Genomic DNA, 17,459 nt, shown 5'->3' on the forward strand with positions numbered 1-17,459 from the left:
TCATCGCGGGCAATTGTGGCGAGGGGGCTTGCCCCCGCTCGGCTGCGAAGCAGTCGTAAAATCGGCTGATGCGTTCTGACTGAAGAATCTCGAAAGCTGATTTTAGGACCGCTTCGCGCTCCAGCGGGGGCAAGCCCCCTCGCCACAGGAATTGTGTCGCAAACAACCTCGTCATCGCGATTGAATAAGACTCAACCGCTCACCCACCACCATTTCGGTTATCCAGCCCACCAGGATCGAGGTGTAGGCCTGTTGGGAGACCGGCTCGCTCAACGCATGATCGGCGCCGTCAATGATCCGGTGGGTCAGCGAGTGGGTCTGCTGACAGGCCGCGCGATAACTCATGATGGTGGCGTGGGGTATATGTTCATCATGTTCGGACTCAACGATCAGCACGTCCCCGGTAAACTCGGTACAGGCGTGCAGCGCACGGTTGCTACCGGCATGTACCCGGCTGCTGCGGTAATCGAACAAGTCGGCTTTATCCAGGTCACGCTTGGGTGTCAGCCACAGGTCATCGCGGTACAGGGCCGGAACCCTCAGCGCCAGCCAGCGCACCGGGCGCAATGAGGTCAGGATGCTTGCCAGGTAACCGCCATAGCTGGTGCCCACCACGGCCACCGCCGAGGTGTCGATGGCCGGATGAGCGAGCAAGCGGTCATAGGCCGCCAGCAAGTCCCGCAGGTTGTCTTCGCGGGTCACCTGCGTCAGAGCTATGCCGTTGCCTGCATGGCCGCGCAGGTCAAAGGTCAGACACACGCAGCCCAGCCCGGCAATGCCTTTGGCCCGTTCCAGGTCACGCTCCTGGCTGCCGCCCCAACCGTGCACAAACAACACCCCTGGGACTTTCGATTTGGGACTGAGGAAGGTCCCGCTCATCTGCTCATGGTCGATCTCGATCTGAATCGTTTCGCTTCTAGCCGTCATAGGATTTGACCGTTACGTACTTGAGAAGAAAATCGCTGCTTTCAGCCGGGCCACGGAACACTTCGATGGCATCCGCCGGTAACGCCTGTTGAGTATAGGTTTCCACGGAGGACACGCGGATTGCGCGCATTCCCGGGTCGTTGACGAACGCCTGCAGTGCCGCCACTTCCGCGCTGCTGGCGCCGCCCATGCGCCACGACTGTTCCAGCACGCCACTGCGCCGCTGGCCATCGGCATCCAGGCCCTGGGCGATGTCGTAATTGCGCCGCGAGGCGAAGAATGCCGGATAGGCCTCATCCGCCGCGGCATCGAATACCTGGGCCTGGCGGATGGCCAACCGCACGTCATCCGACAGCTCGAGGGCGAGCAACTCGTCGTAGCCGCCCTGCACTACCAGCAGGTCCGAACCGCCGTAGACCTTTTCGCCAACGCCGTCTTCCGTCAGGTATTGCTCACCACAATAGCTCAGGTGTTTGCCGGCGATAGCGGTCTGGCCGACGCTGTGGGTCATGACATTTTGCAAATCTTGCTCAAGCACCACGCCTTCGCTGAACAGCTTGGCGGCTTCTGGCCGGGCGATGATTTCATCGAATTGATCGAGGCTGTGGATCACTTTCTGCCCCCGACCGGCACAGCCGTGAATCGGTTTCATCCGGATCGGCCCGTTGTAGAGCAGATGGGTGGCCGCCGGCCGGGCATCTCTCAACGAAAAAACGCTGACGCCGTCCAGCACCACAGTGCGAACTCTTTCGCAAAACAGCGGCGCCCATCCTTCAGGCGCTACCGCGTCTTTGTTCAACAAGCCATGGGTGATGGCTTTGGTGCAGATAAAGTCGTGCTCGACGTAGCCGCCCCATAGGTCTTCCGGACCCTTGATCCCGAATTGCCGTGCGTCTTCTGCGCCGACAATGGTTTGCGTGGGCAGCAGATAGAGGTCGCGAGAGGCGTGACGTTCGGCGTCATAACTGCCACCGAACTTGAGTCCGAGAATCTGCGCCAACCATCGAGCCAGCGCACGGTTGGTTTCGACTTCATGCAACGGCGCCTGAGGGCGGACCGAATGGGCGACCACCAGTTTCTTTCGTTGTACCGGGGTCATGCGTCCCCCCTTGGCCATGCGTAATGGGTGTCCTGGGATAGGTGCAGGGATCAGGCCAACAGACCCGCCGAGAACAGGCTCCACTGATCAGTAGTGTGTCGGCACCGATACTGGCATTTGGCCTGTCGTATTTTGCACGACCGTTGTGACAGGCAACGCATTTTGCACGACCGAGGATTCAACCCCGCACGGCCGTCGCGGATGCAGTGAAGCCGAACCGGCTCGGTAATAACCCCCTGGGTCTGAAGGCGCGCCCCCTGAAGTCATCAACCGCGCCGATGGTCCGGTGGTGATCAAACACTTCGTTAACTCAATCCGCGAAACCGAACTACAGTCAATCCTCTGCCAGCCACTGACGCAAACTCATTGGAGACTACAGACATGGCAACGCTTACGACTCGCGAAGGCAATACTCTTTATTACAAGGATTGGGGCAGCGGACAACCGGTCGTGTTCAGCCACGGCTGGCCGCTGAGCGCCGACAGCTGGGAATCGCAGATGTTGCACTTTGCGGACAACGGCTACCGGGCCATCGCCCACGACCGCCGCGGCCACGGGCGCTCCAGCCAGCCGTGGGACGGCAACGACATGGATCACTACGCCGACGATCTGGCCGAGCTGATCGAACACCTGGACCTCAAGGAGGTGATCCTCTTCGGTTTCTCCACCGGCGGCGGCGAAGTTGCCCGTTACATCGGTCGCCACGGCACCGGTCGCCTGGCCAAGGCCGGGCTGATTTCCGCCGTGCCACCGCTGATGCTGAAAACCGACAGTAACCCCAAAGGCTTGCCCATCGAAGTCTTCGACGGCATCCGCGCCGGCTCCATCGCAGATCGCTCGCAGCTCTACAAAGACATCGCCAGCGGGCCGTTCTTCGGTTTCAACCGCCCTGGAGCCAAAATCTCCCAAGGCTTGATCGACTCGTTCTGGATGCAAGGCATGATGGGCGGACACAAGAACACCCTGGACAGCATCAAGGCCTTCTCGGAAACCGATTTTCGCGAAGATCTGAAGAAATTCGACATCCCGACCCTGATCATCCATGGCGACGATGACCAGATCGTGCCGATTCAGGCTGCCGGACTGGAAAGCGCCAGGCTGATCGAGCACGCCAAGTTGATCGTCTACCCCGGTGCGCCTCATGGGCTGACGGATACCCACAAGGAAAAGGTCAACGCCGATATGCTGGCGTTTGCCAAGAGCTGATAGAAGCGCCAGAAACCAAAAGGCCCATAGGGTTTGAGCGCTGCGGGCCTTTTGTTTGCCATTGGAGCCTAGGGTTTCTTGAGCAGGCGATTGTCCAGTTTGAAAATCTCGCCAGTCAGAACTGCCTTCGCCGAGTCCATGTGCATGGGGTTGTAGAGGTAGTTTTGAGTGTGCGGCATGATGGCGCTTGGGATCGGCATCAGAAGTGCCGCGGCGGTCTTGAGAAACGCATCGCCCAGACCCTTGGTGTGACGAAGATCGTCTGCCCAATCTGTCTTGAGTTGTGGTGCTGTGGCAATGCTGATGTCGTCCGGGATCTCCACCTTGAGCAGCTGCAGCGTTTCAGGGAAGTCCTCCTGATCCACCTCAAGATGGACCAGGATTTCAAGCATGGCCCCGGCAGGCGTTCCAGCGAGATAGACGACAGGCCTACCGGCAGTATGCCACCGCCCACTGGCAAGAAGGCCTCCCCGTCCTGTCAGATCGGCGAACGCGCTTATCCGCCAGAAAGTCAAAAGGTAAAGCCTTCTGCCAGTTGAATGAGCATCTCCTCGACCTGGCGGGTACCCTGAATGGTCGAAAGCATCGCCATTGGGCTTTTGCCTGAGAAACGATCCTTGGGTTTCGATAACCAGCGCTTGGCCTTTTCATCGTTTCCGAACAGAGCGTCGGCCATGGCGGTGATGTGCGCGGCACGGAACAGCCGATCACTCTCGTCGACCGTCAGCTTCTGGTCTTTGGCAATCCGCGTCTTCAGCGTTTTGAGGGGGATGATCTGATCACGCTCCAAGGGGGTCACATCGCCTTGGTCGCAGAGTTTCATCAGTCGATCGGCCGCGAAACCACACTGGATTATCTCGTGAATCTCCAGCTCGCTGGCATCGGTCGGAATCTGCAGAAGAGCTTCCAGTCGGATTCGGTATGCAGCGTAGGCAGGCTCTCGCATCACTTCAGCTAACATTCGGCACCTCCACTGACTCGGCATTTGCCATGTAGTATCCGGCAAACGCCGTAAAATTGGAAGTATCCGTTATCCGCCGGTCAGGAAAGACTCACAACGCCACCTACCGCGAAGGCAGGGAATTTCAATGCGAATAGTGGCCGCCGGGATGGCTTGCGACGTTGGCGCAAGCGATTGCACCCGTCTTTAAAATACAAAACGCCCGATGCACTGCATCGGGCGTTTGGGTGAAACAGGTGTAACCCTGTTTCAGGACTAGACACATCGCGTTTCTAAAAATCTAGAACGGAATATCGTCATCAAAGCTGTCGAAATCCGCAGCCGGCTGCGGTGCAGCCTGCTGTTGTGGCGCTGGACGCGACTCACGTTGTGGCTGCTGGGTCGGCTGTGGACGGGACTGCTGTTGAGGACGCGGTGCCGAGTTGGACATGCCGCCCTGGCCTTGCTGGTCGCCCTGTTGTGGACGGCCGCCGAGCAGTTGCATGGTGCCTTGCATGTCGACCACGATTTCAGTGGTGTAACGCTTGATGCCGTCTTTTTCCCACTCGCGGGTTTGCAGTTTGCCTTCGATGTAGACCTGCGAACCTTTGCGCAGGTACTCGCCGGCGATTTCCGCTACCTTGCCGAACATCGACACACGGTGCCATTCGGTCTTCTCGACCTTCTGTCCGGTTTGCTTGTCAGTCCACTGTTCGCTGGTCGCCAGACTCAGGTTGGTCACGGCGTTACCGTTAGGCAAGTAGCGAACTTCGGGATCCTGGCCGCAAGTGCCGACCAATATGACTTTGTTAACCCCACGGGCCATAACGTTCTCCTAGGCTTCGCACGGTACCGGCGCCGGGTTGTTGACCAGGCGCTCGAGGGTCGTACGATCCAATAGTTCGGTGTCCAATTTGATATAAATGGCGGCCTCCTCGGCCACCACCACTGCATCTGTTACCCCAACAACAGCCAGTAAACGCTCGGTCAAACCTGATTCGCGGATGGCTTCAGGTGATAACGGCAAGCGCAGACTCGTAACGTAGGGTGGTTCGCGCATGGTAACAGCAAAGGCCAGCCAGAGGGCAGCCAGACCTGCGCATCCGAGGAACACAACGGACAGACCGCCATGCTGGAACAGCCACCCACCCATGATCCCGCCCAATGCCGAACCGAGGAACTGGCTGGTGGAATAAACCCCCATGGCCGTGCCTTTGCCGCCCGCCGGTGAAACCTTGCTGATCAGCGATGGCAAGGAGGCTTCCAGCAGATTGAATGCGGTGAAGAACACCACCGTCCCGATCACCAGAGCCCGCAAGCTATCGCCGAACTGCCAGAAGAATAGCTCAGTGAGCATCAGCGTCAGCACCGCGCCCAATAAAACTCGTTTCATTTTGCGTTTCTTCTCGCCGTAGATGATGAACGGGATCATCGCGAAGAAGGAAATCAACAACGCAGTCAGGTAGACCCACCAATGCTCTTCTTTAGGCAACCCGGCTTTTTCCACCAGGGCCAGCGGCAAGGCGACGAAGCTCGACATCAACATCGCGTGTAACACAAAAATGCCCAGGTCCAGGCGCAGCAGGTCCGGGTGCTTGAGCGTCGGAATCAGCGCCTGACGCGCGACGCCGGATTCGCGGTGCTGCAACGGGCCGGTGGAGCGCGGGACCATGAACATGACGATCACGATGCCGAATAGCGCCATCCCGCCTGTGGCGAGAAACAACCCGGACAGACCGAAGGCGCGGGTCAGCAACGGTCCTACAACCATCGCGACAGCGAACGACAGACCGATCGTCATGCCGATCATGGCCATGGCTTTCGTCCGATGCTGTTCCCGGGTCAGGTCTGACAGCAAGGCCATGACCGCGGCGGAAATCGCCCCGGCGCCCTGCAGGATCCGTCCGGCAATCACGCCCCAGATGGAATCGGCATTGGCTGCCAGCACACTACCGAGGGCGAAGATGATCAACCCCAGATAAATCACCGGACGTCGACCGATACGATCGGAAATGAAGCCGAAAGGAATTTGAAAGATCGCCTGGGTCAGGCCGTAAGCGCCAATCGCCAGCCCGATCAGGGCCGGGGTCGCTCCCGCGAGATCCATGCCATAGGTCGCCAGGACCGGCAACACCATAAACATGCCAAGCATACGGAAGGCGAACACCAGGGCCAGACCGCTTGCCGCGCGGGTCTCGCCGCCACTCATGCGTTCGCTGTGGGGATCGTGCATGGATAAACCTCATGTGAACCGGCGGCGATTCTACCAGTCCCATCGATTGACGGGGTACATCGCGACGCTTTGACGCGCAGCTTTGATATATGGCTACGCCACGCTCATTTGATAGTGTGCATCCATCCAGTATTTGGCCTTATACTCCTATGTTTACGCCCGCCGAGCGAGGCCACTTTGGACAAGATCCTGATTCGTGGGGCCCGAACCCACAACCTGAAGAATATCGACCTGACCCTGCCACGGGACAAACTGATCGTCATCACCGGCTTGTCCGGATCCGGCAAGTCGTCCCTGGCTTTTGACACGCTGTACGCCGAAGGTCAGCGACGTTACGTCGAATCGCTGTCGGCCTACGCCCGGCAGTTCCTGTCGATGATGGAAAAGCCTGACGTCGATACCATCGAAGGTCTGTCACCGGCGATCTCCATCGAACAAAAGTCGACCTCGCACAACCCGCGTTCGACCGTCGGCACCATCACCGAAATCTACGACTACCTGCGCCTGCTGTACGCTCGCGTCGGCATGCCACGCTGCCCGGACCACGATATCCCACTGGAGGCGCAAACCGTCAGCCAGATGGTCGATCTGGTGATGGCGCAGCCCGAAGGCAGCAAGCTGATGCTGCTGGCACCGGTCATTCGCGAGCGCAAAGGCGAGCACCTTTCGGTGTTCGAAGAGCTGCGCGCCCAGGGCTTCGTGCGGGCCCGGGTGAATGGCAAGCTCTGCGAGCTGGATGAGCTGCCGAAGCTGGATAAACAGAAGAAGCATTCGATCGATGTGGTGGTCGACCGCTTCAAGGTTCGCCCCGACTTGCAGCAACGTCTGGCCGAGTCCTTCGAAACCGCCTTGAAACTCGCCGACGGCATTGCCCTGGTGGCGCCGATGGACGATGAGCCCGGCGAAGAAATCATTTTTTCCGCGCGCTTTGCCTGCCCGATCTGCGGCCACGCCATCAGCGAGCTGGAACCCAAGCTGTTCTCCTTCAACAACCCGGCCGGCGCCTGCCCGACTTGCGACGGTCTGGGGGTGAAGCAGTTCTTTGATATCAAGCGTTTGGTCAATGGCGAACTGACCCTGGCCGAGGGCGCGATTCGCGGCTGGGACCGGCGCAATGTTTATTACTTCCAGATGCTCGGGTCGCTGGCCTCCCATTACAAGTTCAGCCTGGAGGAGCCATTCAACGAGCTACCGGCTGATCAGCAGAAGTTCATTCTGCATGGCAGCGGTTCACAGAATGTCGACTTCAAATACCTGAACGACCGTGGGGACATCGTCAAACGCTCGCACCCGTTCGAAGGCATCGTGCCGAACCTTGAGCGGCGCTACCGGGAAACCGAGTCGGCCTCCGTGCGCGAAGAACTGGCCAAGTTCCTCGCTACCCAGGCGTGCCCGGATTGTCGTGGCACCCGCCTGCGGCGCGAAGCGCGGCATGTGTGGGTCGGCGAGAAGACCCTGCCGGCGGTCACCAGCTTGCCGATTGGCGATGCGTGCGAGTACTTTGGCGGCCTGAAACTGACCGGTCGACGTGGCGAAATCGCCGACAAGATCCTCAAGGAAATCCGCGAGCGCTTGCAGTTCCTGGTCAACGTCGGGCTGGACTACCTGTCCCTGGATCGCAGTGCCGACACCTTGTCCGGCGGCGAAGCCCAGCGTATCCGTCTGGCCAGCCAGATCGGCGCCGGCCTGGTCGGGGTGCTGTACATCCTCGACGAGCCGTCGATCGGCTTGCATCAGCGCGATAACGATCGACTGCTCGGTACGCTGAAACACCTGCGCGATATCGGCAACACAGTGATTGTGGTCGAGCACGACGAAGATGCGATTCGTCTGGCCGACTATGTAGTGGATATCGGCCCGGGGGCCGGCATACACGGCGGGCATATCGTCGCTGAAGGTACGCCGGCCGAAGTCATGGCCCACCCTGATTCACTGACCGGCAAATACCTGTCCGGCCGGGTGAAGATCGCCGTGCCGGCCAAACGTACGCCGCGCAACAAGAAGCTCTCGCTGTCGCTCAAGGGTGCCCGTGGCAACAACCTGCGCGATGTCGACCTGGATATTCCGATCGGCCTGCTGACCTGCGTCACCGGCGTGTCCGGCTCGGGCAAGTCGACCTTGATCAACAACACGCTGTTTCCGCTCAGCGCCACGGCACTGAACGGCGCGACTACCCTTGAGGCCTCGGCCCACGACAGCATCAATGGCCTGCAGCACCTGGACAAGGTGGTGGATATCGACCAAAGCCCGATCGGTCGCACCCCGCGCTCCAACCCGGCGACTTACACCGGGTTGTTCACCCCGATTCGCGAGTTGTTCGCCGGCGTACCGGAGTCGCGTTCCCGTGGTTACGGCCCGGGGCGCTTCTCGTTCAACGTCAAGGGTGGGCGCTGCGAGGCCTGCCAGGGCGATGGCCTGATCAAAGTGGAAATGCACTTCCTGCCGGACATCTATGTGCCCTGCGACGTCTGCAAGAGCAAGCGCTACAACCGCGAAACCCTGGAGATCAAGTACAAGGGCAAGAACATCCACGAAACCCTCGAGATGACCATCGAGGAAGCACGGGTGTTCTTCGATGCGGTTCCGGCCCTGGCACGCAAGCTGCAGACCTTGATGGATGTAGGCCTGTCGTACATCAAGCTGGGGCAATCGGCGACCACCCTGTCCGGTGGCGAGGCGCAGCGGGTCAAGCTGTCCCGCGAACTGTCCAAGCGCGATACCGGCAAGACCCTGTATATCCTCGACGAGCCAACCACCGGTCTGCACTTCGCCGATATCCAGCAACTGCTGGACGTGCTGCATCGCCTGCGTGACCACGGCAACACTGTGGTGGTGATCGAACACAACCTGGACGTGATCAAGACCGCCGACTGGCTGGTGGACCTGGGTCCTGAAGGGGGCTCCAAGGGCGGGCAGATCATTGCTGTCGGCACACCGGAAGAAGTGGCGGAAATGGAACAGTCGTACACCGGCTTCTACTTGAAGCCGCTGCTGGAACGCGACAGGGCCTGAGCCCCATGAAAAAGCCCCTGTCACTGATGAAGTGACAGGGGCTTTTTTATTGCGGCGTCCGCTAAAAGATCGCAGCCTGTGGCAGCTCCTACAGGGGAACGCGGCCCGGCGTAGGAGCTGCCGCAGGCTGCGATTCTTGGCGATCTTGACCGCACCGATATCAGAACTGCGACTGCAGGTAGTTCTCCAGACCCACCAGCTTGATCAGACCCAGCTGTTTCTCCAGCCAATAGGTGTGATCTTCTTCGGTGTCGGCCAACTGGATACGCAGGATCTCGCGACTGACATAGTCCTTGTGCAGTTCGCAGAGCTCGATGCCCTTGCACAGCGCGGCACGCACCTTGTATTCCAGGCGCAGATCGCTGGCGAGCATCTCAGGCACCGTCGTGCCGACGTCCAGATCCTCCGGACGCATGCGCGGTGTGCCTTCGAGCATCAGGATCCGGCGCATCAGGGCGTCAGCGTGCTGGGTCTCTTCTTCCATCTCGTGGTTGATGCGCTCGTAGAGCTCGGTAAAGCCCCAGTCCTCATACATCCGCGAATGGATGAAATATTGATCACGCGCCGCCAGTTCGCCCGTCAGCAACGTGTTGAGATAATCGATTACATCCGGGTGCCCTTGCATTGCCTGAATCTCCCTGCTTGAAAGTCTATAGTTTGAACCAAGCTGACTTGCAGGTCACTCGTCCATCGCAACAAAAGCGAAGATATTCTTAGAAAAGCAGGTTAAATAACGCAAAAACCGCCCAAATGAGGGCGGTTCTACTTCTCGTTTAGACTTAGCCAAGCGCTACGCCCAAGGCCTTTGCGACTCGTTCTCCATAAGCGGCATCTGCCCTGAAGAAATGTTGCAGCTGACGCTGAATCACATCGGCCGAAACCCCAGCCATGGCACCTGCAATGTTATTGATCAGCAGGGTTTTCTGCTCCTCGTTCATCAAACGGAACAAGGCGCCGGCGTGGCTGTAGTAGTCGGTGTCTTCGCGATGATCGTAACGATCTGCCGCACCGCCAAGGGCCAGCGCAGGTTCGGCGTATTGCGAAGCCTGCTTCGGTGCGTCGGCGTAACTGTTGGGCTCGTAGTTCGGAGTTCCGCCGCCGTTGCCGCCAAAGGCCATGGAGCCATCACGCTGGTAAGTATTGACCAGGTTGCGTGGGGCATTCACCGGCAGCTGCTGGTGATTGGTGCCGACACGATAGCGGTGTGCATCCGCGTAAGCGAACACCCGCCCCTGAAGCATGCGATCCGGCGATAGTCCGACACCTGGCACCATGTTGCTTGGCCCAAACGCCGCCTGCTCGACTTCCGCGAAGTAGTTCTGCGGATTGCGGTTCAGTTCCAGCTCACCGACTTCAATCAGCGGGAATTCCTTCTGCGACCAGGTCTTGGTCACGTCGAACGGGTTCTCGTAGTGCGCCCCGGCCTGGGCCTCGGTCATGATCTGAATGCACACGCGCCATTTCGGGAAATCACCGCGCTCGATGGCACCGAACAGGTCGCGCTGGGCGTAGTCAGGGTCAGTGCCGGCCAGGCGTGCCGCTTCTGCCGGAGCCAGGTTCTTGATGCCTTGCCTGGTTTTGTAGTGCCATTTCACCCAATGCCGCTCGCCATTGGCGTTGATCAGGCTGTAGGTGTGACTGCCGAAGCCGTGCATATGACGGTAGCCGTCCGGGATCCCGCGATCCGAGAACAGGATAGTGACCTGGTGCAGTGCCTCAGGTGAATGCGACCAGAAGTCCCACATCATTTGCGCGCTCTTCAGATTGCTCTGCGGCAAGCGCTTTTGGGTGTGGATAAAGTCAGGGAATTTCAGCGGGTCCCGGATAAAGAACACTGGGGTGTTGTTGCCAACGATGTCCCAGTTGCCTTCTTCGGTATAGAACTTCAGCGCGAAACCCCGTGGGTCGCGCTCGGTATCCGCCGAGCCGCGCTCACCGCCTACGGTAGAGAAGCGCAGGAAGGTCGGGGTTTGCTTGCCAACAGACTCGAACAGCTTGGCGCTGGTGTACTGGGTGATATCACGGGTCACCGTGAACGTACCGTAAGCGCCCGAACCTTTGGCATGGACTCGCCGCTCCGGGATGTTTTCGCGGTTGAAGTGGGCAAGTTTCTCGAGCAGATGGAAATCGTCGAGCAGCAGCGGGCCACGGGGGCCGGCGGAACGGGAATTCTGGTTATCGGCGACTGGAGCGCCACTGGCTGTCGTTAGCGTTTTACTCTGGCTCATGCTCAAACTTCCTCTGTCAGTCTTTCAACGGCCGGCTAATCGGCTGGGAGGGAGTATTGACCATCAACATGTCACCATCAAATTCATTAAATTGCGGGCATCGATAGAATATAACTAATGACGCCAATGAACAGACAGCAGTCGAGAGACTGAGAAAGAAGAAGGTTTGCTTATCGAGCAGGCACAAAAAACCGGGCACTAGGCCCGGTTTTTTGTATTTGACGTCTTACTCAGCGGATACAGCTTCACCGCCGACAGGACGATCAATCAACTCGACGTACGCCATAGGCGCGTTGTCGCCAGTGCGGAAACCGCACTTGAGGATGCGCAGGTAGCCACCCTCACGGGTAGCGTAACGCTTGCCCAGGTCGTTGAAGAGCTTACCAACGATGGCTTTCGAACGAGTACGGTCGAAAACCAGGCGACGGTTAGCCAGGCTGTCTGTCTTGGCCAAAGTGATCAGCGGCTCAGCAACGCGACGCAGTTCTTTGGCTTTCGGCAGTGTAGTTTTGATCAGCTCGTGCTCGAACAGCGACACCGCCATGTTTTGAAACATGGCCTTGCGGTGCGAGCTGGTACGGCTCAGGTGACGACCACTTTTACGATGACGCATGGTTCATTCCTTACCAAACTCACGTTCGGTGATTACGACGATCAGGCAGTCGCCTTGTCGTCCTTCTTAAGACTTGCAGGCGGCCAGTTGTCGAGGCGCATGCCGAGGGACAGACCGCGGGAGGCCAGAACGTCCTTGATTTCAGTCAAGGATTTCTTGCCCAGGTTCGGAGTCTTCAACAGTTCTACTTCGGTACGCTGAATCAGGTCGCCGATGTAGTAAATGTTTTCCGCCTTAAGGCAGTTAGCCGAACGTACAGTCAGTTCCAGATCGTCAACCGGGCGAAGCAGGATCGGATCGATCTCGTCTTCTTGCTCGATTACCACTGGCTCACTGTCACCCTTGAGGTCGACGAACGCAGCCAACTGCTGTTGCAGGATGGTTGCAGCACGACGGATAGCCTCTTCAGGATCCAGGGTACCGTTGGTTTCCAGATCAATAACCAGCTTGTCCAGGTTAGTACGCTGTTCGACACGGGCGTTTTCCACCACGTATGCGATACGGCGAACCGGGCTGAACGAAGAGTCAAGCTGCAAGCGACCGATGCTGCGGCTTTCGTCTTCATCGCTCTGACGCGAGTCGGCCGGTTCATAACCACGACCACGAGCTACGGTGAGCTTCATGTTCAGGGCGCCGTTAGACGCCAGGTTAGCGATTACGTGATCGGGATTAACGATCTCGACATCATGATCCAGCTGAATATCGGCAGCGGTAACCACCCCCGAACCCTTCTTCGACAAGGTCAGCGTAACTTCGTCACGGCCGTGCAGCTTGATAGCCAGACCTTTAAGGTTCAACAGGATTTCAATTACGTCTTCCTGTACACCTTCGATGGCGCTGTACTCGTGGAGCACACCGTCAATCTCGGCCTCGACTACTGCACAGCCGGGCATTGAGGACAACAGGATGCGGCGCAGCGCGTTGCCCAGGGTGTGGCCAAAACCACGCTCGAGAGGCTCGAGAGTGATCTTGGCGCGGGTTGGACTGACAACCTGCACATCAATGTGACGGGGTGTCAGGAACTCATTTACCGAAATCTGCATGGATGCACCTATTTTCTAGCCCTTACTTGGAGTAGAGCTCGACAATCAGGCTTTCGTTGATGTCGGCGGACAGATCACTGCGAGCAGGAACGTTCTTGAAAACGCCCGACTTCTTCTCAGTGTCTACTTCTACCCATTCTACGCGGCCACGTTGGGCACACAGATCGAGAGCTTGGACAATGCGAAGCTGGTTCTTTGCTTTCTCGCGAATCGCGACCACGTCACCAGCACGAACCTGGTACGACGGGACGTTTACGGTCTGACCGTTAACGCTGACGGATTTGTGCGATACCAGCTGACGGGATTCGGCACGAGTCGAACCAAAGCCCATACGGTATACAACGTTGTCCAGACGGCATTCGAGCAGCTGCAACAGGTTTTCGCCGGTTGCGCCTTTCTTGCCAGCAGCTTCTTTGTAGTAGCCGCTGAATTGACGCTCGAGAACGCCATAGATACGACGGACTTTCTGCTTTTCACGCAGTTGGGTGCCGTAATCGGACTGACGACCGCGGCGTTGGCCGTGGATACCAGGTGCTGCTTCAATGTTGCACTTCGATTCGATCGCGCGCACGCCGCTCTTCAGAAAGAGATCGGTGCCTTCGCGACGAGCGAGTTTGCATTTTGGACCAATGTAACGAGCCATTCTTTACAATCTCCTGATTACACGCGGCGCTTCTTCGGCGGACGGCACCCGTTGTGCGGGATTGGCGTCACGTCGGTGATGCTGGCGATCTTATAGCCACAGCCGTTCAATGCACGGACAGCAGACTCACGACCTGGACCTGGACCTTTGACGTTGACGTCGAGGTTTTTCAGGCCATATTCCAGCGCAGCTTGACCAGCACGTTCAGCAGCTACTTGAGCAGCGAACGGGGTGGACTTGCGAGAACCGCGGAAACCCGAACCACCGGAGGTAGCCCAAGAAAGCGCATTACCTTGACGGTCGGTGATGGTCACGATTGTGTTGTTAAAAGACGCGTGGATGTGGGCGATGCCATCAACCACTGTCTTTTTGACTTTTTTACGAGGACGAGCAGCAGGTTTTGCCATGATTAATTTCCTGTCGATTCGCTGGGGCGATTACTTGCGGATCGGCTTACGCGGACCTTTACGGGTACGCGCGTTAGTCTTGGTACGCTGACCGCGTACTGGAAGACCACGACGATGACGCAGACCGCGATAGCAACCGAGGTCCATCAAACGCTTGATTTTCATGTTGATTTCGCGACGCAGGTCACCTTCAGTGGTGAACTTCGCCACTTCGCCACGCAGCTGTTCAATCTGCTCGTCGCTCAGATCCTTGATCTTTGCGGCTGGGTTTACCCCAGTCACTGCACAAATTTTCTGTGCAGTAGTGCGACCAACACCATAGATGTAGGTCAGCGAGATAACAGTGTGCTTGTTATCTGGAATGTTAACGCCTGCAATACGGGCCATTCAGTGGGACTCCAATTGACAGCTACCTACGCCCCGGAAGCCAAGAAATAGGGCGCGAGATAATATCGCTGTAATAACAAATAATCAACCCAGCAGCGCACTAGCTGCTGGGCTTCAAGCGGATCACACTCAGCCTTGGCGCTGTTTGTGACGCGGTTCCGCGCTGCAAATTACTCGAACAACACCTTCGCGGCGAATAATTTTGCAGTTACGGCACAGCTTTTTCACCGATGCACGAACTTTCATCACCAACTCCTCGAACCTTATGGGTGCTTCAGCGCAGCATGCCGCTGCCGTAGCCCTTCAGGTTGGCTTTCTTCATCAGGGATTCGTACTGGTGCGAAACGAGGTGCGATTGTACTTGGGACATGAAGTCCATCACAACCACGACCACGATCAGCAACGAGGTCCCGCCAAGGTAGAACGGAACGTTTGCTGCAACCACCAGGAACTGGGGCAGCAGGCACACGGCCGTCATATATAGAGCACCGAACATGGTCAAGCGGGTCAGAACGCCATCAATATAGCGCGCAGACTGCTCACCTGGACGGATGCCCGGAATAAAGGCACCGGACTTCTTCAGGTTTTCCGCTACGTCTTTCGGATTGAACATCAACGCCGTATAGAAGAAGCAGAAGAAAATAATCCCTGCACTAAACAGCAGAATATTCAACGGCTGACCAGGAGCGATCGACTGCGAGATGTCCTGCAACCAGCCCATACCTTCAGACTGACCGAACCAGGCACCCAACGAAGCCGGGAACAGCAAAATGCTGCTCGCGAAGATAGCAGGAATAACACCGGCCATATTCACTTTCAGCGGCAAGTGGCTAGTCTGCGCGGCAAACACCTTGCGGCCCTGCTGACGCTTGGCGTAATGAACGGCGATTCGCCGCTGACCACGCTCAATGAACACCACAAAACCGATAATCGCTACTGCCAGCAAACCGATGGCAACCAGGGCGAAAATGTTGATATCACCCTGACGCGCAGACTCGAAAGACTGCCCGATCGCTCTCGGAAGACCGGCGACGATACCTGCGAAAATCAACATCGAGATACCGTTGCCAACACCACGCTCAGTAATCTGTTCACCCAGCCACATCATGAACATCGCACCAGCCACAAAAGTGGATACCGCGATGAAATGGAAGCCAAAGTCACCAGTGAACGCAACGCCCTGCCCCGCCAGGCCAACGGACATGCCGATAGCCTGAACAAGAGCAAGGACGACGGTGCCGTAGCGGGTGTACTGGCTAATCTTGCGACGGCCAGCTTCACCTTCCTTCTTCAACTGCTCCAGCTGCGGGCTGACGGCGGTCATCAGTTGCATGATGATCGATGCCGAAATGTACGGCATGATCCCCAGTGCAAAGATGCTCATCCGTTCCAGCGCACCGCCGGAAAACATGTTGAACAAGCTAAGAATGGTCCCCTCATTCTGTCGAAACAGGTCTGCGAGTCGGTCCGGGTTGATACCTGGAACCGGGATGTGTGCGCCTATTCGGTAGACGATAATCGCCAGGAACAGAAAACGCAGACGAGCCCAGAGTTCAGACATACCGCCTTTGCCGAGCGCAGAGAGAGCACCTTGCTTAGCCATTTATTCCTCGAACTTGCCGCCAGCTGCTTCGATAGCCGCACGCGCACCTTTGGTGGCGGCGATACCCTTGATGGTGACTGCGCGAGTAACTTCACCGGACAACATGATTTTCACACGTTGTACGTTTTGGTTAATCACGTTGGCATCCTTCAGGGACTGCACGGTGACGATGTCGCCTTCCACTTTAGACAGCTCGGACAGACGCACTTCTGCGCGGTCCATGGCCTTCAGGGAAACGAAACCGAACTTCGGCAGGCGACGATGCAGCGGCTGTTGACCGCCTTCAAAGCCCGGAGCAATAGTGCCACCGGAGCGGGAGGACTGACCTTTGTGACCACGGCCACCAGTCTTACCCAAACCACTACCGATACCACGGCCCGGACGATGCTTCTCGCGACGGGAACCCGGCGCAGGACTCAGATCATTGAGTTTCATCGATTAACCCTCGACACGCAGCATGTAGTAAGCCTTGTTGATCATCCCGCGATTCTCGGGAGTATCAAGTACTTCTACAGTGTGACCGATGCGACGCAGACCCAGACCCTTGATGCACAATTTGTGATTAGGGATACGGCCGGTCATGCTTTTGATCAGCGTTACTTTAACGGTAGCCATGATCAGAAGATCTCCTTGACGCTTTTGCCACGCTTGGCGGCAATGGACTCAGGAGACTGCATAGCTTTCAAACCTTTGAAAGTGGCGTGAACCACGTTTACCGGGTTAGTCGAGCCGTAGCACTTGGCCAGAACGTTCTGAACGCCAGCAACTTCGAGGACAGCACGCATAGCGCCGCCAGCGATGATACCGGTACCTTCAGAAGCAGGCTGCATGTACACCTTCGAAGCGCCATGAGCGGACTTCATTGCGTACTGCAGCGTGGTGCCGTTCAGATCAACTTGGATCATGTTGCGGCGAGCAGCTTCCATTGCCTTCTGGATCGCGGCAGGCACTTCACGTGACTTGCCACGGCCGAAGCCAACGCGCCCTTTACCATCACCTACCACGGTCAACGCGGTGAAAGTGAAGATACGGCCGCCTTTAACGGTTTTGGCTACGCGGTTAACTTGAACCAGCTTCTCGATGTAGCCTTCGTCGCGCTTTTGGTCGTTATTTGACAT

At 57.6% G+C, this 17,459-nt stretch carries 20 protein-coding genes and 1 pseudogene; 3 read left to right on the forward strand and 18 right to left on the reverse strand.

Going from position 1 to position 17,459, the window contains the following annotated elements:
- Positions 1–171: 171 nt before the first annotated feature.
- Together F8N21_RS15260 and F8N21_RS15265 are read right to left on the reverse strand one after the other, a co-directional pair.
- The gene (locus tag F8N21_RS15260) at positions 172–927 is read right to left on the reverse strand and encodes an alpha/beta hydrolase family protein (RefSeq protein ID WP_150642927.1); all 756 of its coding nucleotides are present in this window, start codon (positions 925–927) and stop codon (positions 172–174) included.
- Positions 917–2,026 carry a DUF3182 family protein gene (locus tag F8N21_RS15265; RefSeq protein WP_150642928.1) on the reverse strand — a complete coding sequence of 370 codons (1,110 nt, stop codon included), beginning with the start codon at positions 2,024–2,026 and terminating at the stop codon, positions 917–919. The genes F8N21_RS15260 and F8N21_RS15265 overlap by 11 nt, the downstream gene beginning before the upstream one ends.
- A gap of 235 nt (positions 2,027–2,261) precedes the next feature.
- On the opposite strand from F8N21_RS15265, the pseudogene F8N21_RS30910 reads away from it, so the two are divergent.
- Positions 2,262–2,369, forward strand: a pseudogene (locus F8N21_RS30910) (cysteine hydrolase); the annotation flags it as partial.
- A 38-nt stretch (positions 2,370–2,407) separates the two neighbouring features.
- On the forward strand, positions 2,408–3,232 hold the full coding sequence (locus F8N21_RS15275; protein WP_150642929.1) for an alpha/beta fold hydrolase: 825 nt from the start codon (positions 2,408–2,410) through the stop codon (positions 3,230–3,232).
- 68 nt (positions 3,233–3,300) lie between these two features.
- Here the strand turns inward: F8N21_RS15275 and F8N21_RS15280 are convergent, their stop codons facing one another.
- From F8N21_RS15280 to F8N21_RS15300, 4 genes are all read right to left on the reverse strand, one after another.
- Positions 3,301–3,747: an RES family NAD+ phosphorylase gene (locus F8N21_RS15280; protein WP_150642930.1), complete on the reverse strand. Its 447-nt coding sequence runs from the start codon at positions 3,745–3,747 to the stop codon at positions 3,301–3,303.
- Positions 3,744–4,193 carry an antitoxin Xre/MbcA/ParS toxin-binding domain-containing protein gene (locus tag F8N21_RS15285; protein ID WP_150642931.1) on the reverse strand — a complete coding sequence of 150 codons (450 nt, stop codon included), beginning with the start codon at positions 4,191–4,193 and terminating at the stop codon, positions 3,744–3,746. The genes F8N21_RS15280 and F8N21_RS15285 overlap by 4 nt, the downstream gene beginning before the upstream one ends.
- Positions 4,194–4,473: 280 nt before the next feature.
- Positions 4,474–4,998 (reverse strand): single-stranded DNA-binding protein, encoded by a 525-nt coding sequence (locus F8N21_RS15295; protein WP_150642932.1) that lies wholly within the window; start codon positions 4,996–4,998, stop codon positions 4,474–4,476.
- A gap of 9 nt (positions 4,999–5,007) precedes the next feature.
- A complete protein-coding gene (locus F8N21_RS15300) occupies positions 5,008–6,405 on the reverse strand; it encodes an MFS transporter (protein ID WP_150642933.1) in 1,398 nt (465 codons plus the stop codon).
- A gap of 177 nt (positions 6,406–6,582) precedes the next feature.
- Here F8N21_RS15300 and uvrA point away from each other — a divergent pair, with 177 nt between their 5' ends.
- Positions 6,583–9,417 (forward strand): excinuclease ABC subunit UvrA, encoded by a 2,835-nt coding sequence (gene uvrA, locus F8N21_RS15305; protein ID WP_150642934.1) that lies wholly within the window; start codon positions 6,583–6,585, stop codon positions 9,415–9,417.
- Between the two features lie 160 nt (positions 9,418–9,577).
- Here the strand turns inward: uvrA and bfr are convergent, their stop codons facing one another.
- The 12 genes from bfr to rpsE form a co-directional block, all read right to left on the reverse strand.
- Positions 9,578–10,042, reverse strand: a complete 465-nt coding sequence (gene bfr / locus F8N21_RS15310; protein ID WP_150642935.1) for a bacterioferritin — start codon at positions 10,040–10,042, stop codon at positions 9,578–9,580.
- A gap of 154 nt (positions 10,043–10,196) precedes the next feature.
- Complete coding sequence (locus F8N21_RS15315; protein ID WP_150642936.1) at positions 10,197–11,645, reverse strand: catalase; 1,449 nt, start codon at positions 11,643–11,645, stop codon at positions 10,197–10,199.
- 226 nt (positions 11,646–11,871) lie between these two features.
- Positions 11,872–12,258: a 50S ribosomal protein L17 gene (rplQ, locus tag F8N21_RS15320; protein WP_150642937.1), complete on the reverse strand. Its 387-nt coding sequence runs from the start codon at positions 12,256–12,258 to the stop codon at positions 11,872–11,874.
- Positions 12,259–12,299: 41 nt separating this feature from the next.
- Positions 12,300–13,301, reverse strand: a complete 1,002-nt coding sequence (locus tag F8N21_RS15325) for a DNA-directed RNA polymerase subunit alpha (RefSeq protein ID WP_003176403.1) — start codon at positions 13,299–13,301, stop codon at positions 12,300–12,302.
- Between the two features lie 22 nt (positions 13,302–13,323).
- Complete coding sequence (gene rpsD, locus F8N21_RS15330) at positions 13,324–13,944, reverse strand: 30S ribosomal protein S4 (RefSeq protein ID WP_003210056.1); 621 nt, start codon at positions 13,942–13,944, stop codon at positions 13,324–13,326.
- Between the two features lie 17 nt (positions 13,945–13,961).
- A complete protein-coding gene (gene rpsK / locus F8N21_RS15335; RefSeq protein ID WP_002555466.1) occupies positions 13,962–14,351 on the reverse strand; it encodes a 30S ribosomal protein S11 in 390 nt (129 codons plus the stop codon).
- A gap of 30 nt (positions 14,352–14,381) precedes the next feature.
- Positions 14,382–14,738, reverse strand: a complete 357-nt coding sequence (gene rpsM / locus F8N21_RS15340; RefSeq protein WP_003186020.1) for a 30S ribosomal protein S13 — start codon at positions 14,736–14,738, stop codon at positions 14,382–14,384.
- Between the two features lie 129 nt (positions 14,739–14,867).
- Complete coding sequence (gene rpmJ / locus F8N21_RS15345; RefSeq protein WP_002555468.1) at positions 14,868–14,984, reverse strand: 50S ribosomal protein L36; 117 nt, start codon at positions 14,982–14,984, stop codon at positions 14,868–14,870.
- Positions 14,985–15,012: 28 nt separating this feature from the next.
- Entirely contained in the window at positions 15,013–16,341 is a 1,329-nt protein-coding gene (gene secY / locus F8N21_RS15350) for a preprotein translocase subunit SecY (protein ID WP_150642938.1), read from the reverse strand.
- On the reverse strand, positions 16,342–16,776 hold the full coding sequence (gene rplO / locus F8N21_RS15355; protein ID WP_150642939.1) for a 50S ribosomal protein L15: 435 nt from the start codon (positions 16,774–16,776) through the stop codon (positions 16,342–16,344). It abuts the gene before it with no gap.
- Positions 16,777–16,779: 3 nt separating this feature from the next.
- On the reverse strand, positions 16,780–16,956 hold the full coding sequence (gene rpmD, locus F8N21_RS15360) for a 50S ribosomal protein L30 (protein WP_003444363.1): 177 nt from the start codon (positions 16,954–16,956) through the stop codon (positions 16,780–16,782).
- Between the two features lie 2 nt (positions 16,957–16,958).
- The gene (gene rpsE / locus F8N21_RS15365; RefSeq protein ID WP_003186035.1) at positions 16,959–17,459 is read right to left on the reverse strand and encodes a 30S ribosomal protein S5; all 501 of its coding nucleotides are present in this window, start codon (positions 17,457–17,459) and stop codon (positions 16,959–16,961) included.

The sequence above is a fragment of the Pseudomonas fluorescens genome, assembly GCF_902497895.1.
Lineage (GTDB): Bacteria > Pseudomonadota > Gammaproteobacteria > Pseudomonadales > Pseudomonadaceae > Aquipseudomonas > Aquipseudomonas fluorescens_BP.

Excerpts from the sequence above, each read along its gene's own strand:
- F8N21_RS15260 (WP_150642927.1), bottom strand. The coding sequence starts at position 927 with ATGACGGCTAGAAGCGAAACGATTCAGATCGAGATCGACCATGAGCAG.
- F8N21_RS15265 (WP_150642928.1), bottom strand. The coding sequence starts at position 2,026 with ATGACCCCGGTACAACGAAAGAAACTGGTGGTCGCCCATTCGGTCCGC.
- F8N21_RS15275 (WP_150642929.1), top strand. The coding sequence starts at position 2,408 with ATGGCAACGCTTACGACTCGCGAAGGCAATACTCTTTATTACAAGGAT.
- F8N21_RS15285 (WP_150642931.1), bottom strand. The coding sequence starts at position 4,193 with ATGTTAGCTGAAGTGATGCGAGAGCCTGCCTACGCTGCATACCGAATC.
- F8N21_RS15295 (WP_150642932.1), bottom strand. The coding sequence starts at position 4,998 with ATGGCCCGTGGGGTTAACAAAGTCATATTGGTCGGCACTTGCGGCCAG.
- F8N21_RS15300 (WP_150642933.1), bottom strand. The coding sequence starts at position 6,405 with ATGCACGATCCCCACAGCGAACGCATGAGTGGCGGCGAGACCCGCGCG.
- bfr (WP_150642935.1), bottom strand. The coding sequence starts at position 10,042 with ATGCAAGGGCACCCGGATGTAATCGATTATCTCAACACGTTGCTGACG.
- F8N21_RS15315 (WP_150642936.1), bottom strand. The coding sequence starts at position 11,645 with ATGAGCCAGAGTAAAACGCTAACGACAGCCAGTGGCGCTCCAGTCGCC.
- rplQ (WP_150642937.1), bottom strand. The coding sequence starts at position 12,258 with ATGCGTCATCGTAAAAGTGGTCGTCACCTGAGCCGTACCAGCTCGCAC.
- F8N21_RS15325 (WP_003176403.1), bottom strand. The coding sequence starts at position 13,301 with ATGCAGATTTCGGTAAATGAGTTCCTGACACCCCGTCACATTGATGTG.
- rpsD (WP_003210056.1), bottom strand. The coding sequence starts at position 13,944 with ATGGCTCGTTACATTGGTCCAAAATGCAAACTCGCTCGTCGCGAAGGC.
- rpsK (WP_002555466.1), bottom strand. The coding sequence starts at position 14,351 with ATGGCAAAACCTGCTGCTCGTCCTCGTAAAAAAGTCAAAAAGACAGTG.
- rpsM (WP_003186020.1), bottom strand. The coding sequence starts at position 14,738 with ATGGCCCGTATTGCAGGCGTTAACATTCCAGATAACAAGCACACTGTT.
- rpmJ (WP_002555468.1), bottom strand. The coding sequence starts at position 14,984 with ATGAAAGTTCGTGCATCGGTGAAAAAGCTGTGCCGTAACTGCAAAATT.
- secY (WP_150642938.1), bottom strand. The coding sequence starts at position 16,341 with ATGGCTAAGCAAGGTGCTCTCTCTGCGCTCGGCAAAGGCGGTATGTCT.
- rplO (WP_150642939.1), bottom strand. The coding sequence starts at position 16,776 with ATGAAACTCAATGATCTGAGTCCTGCGCCGGGTTCCCGTCGCGAGAAG.
- rpmD (WP_003444363.1), bottom strand. The coding sequence starts at position 16,956 with ATGGCTACCGTTAAAGTAACGCTGATCAAAAGCATGACCGGCCGTATC.
- rpsE (WP_003186035.1), bottom strand. The coding sequence starts at position 17,459 with ATGTCAAATAACGACCAAAAGCGCGACGAAGGCTACATCGAGAAGCTG.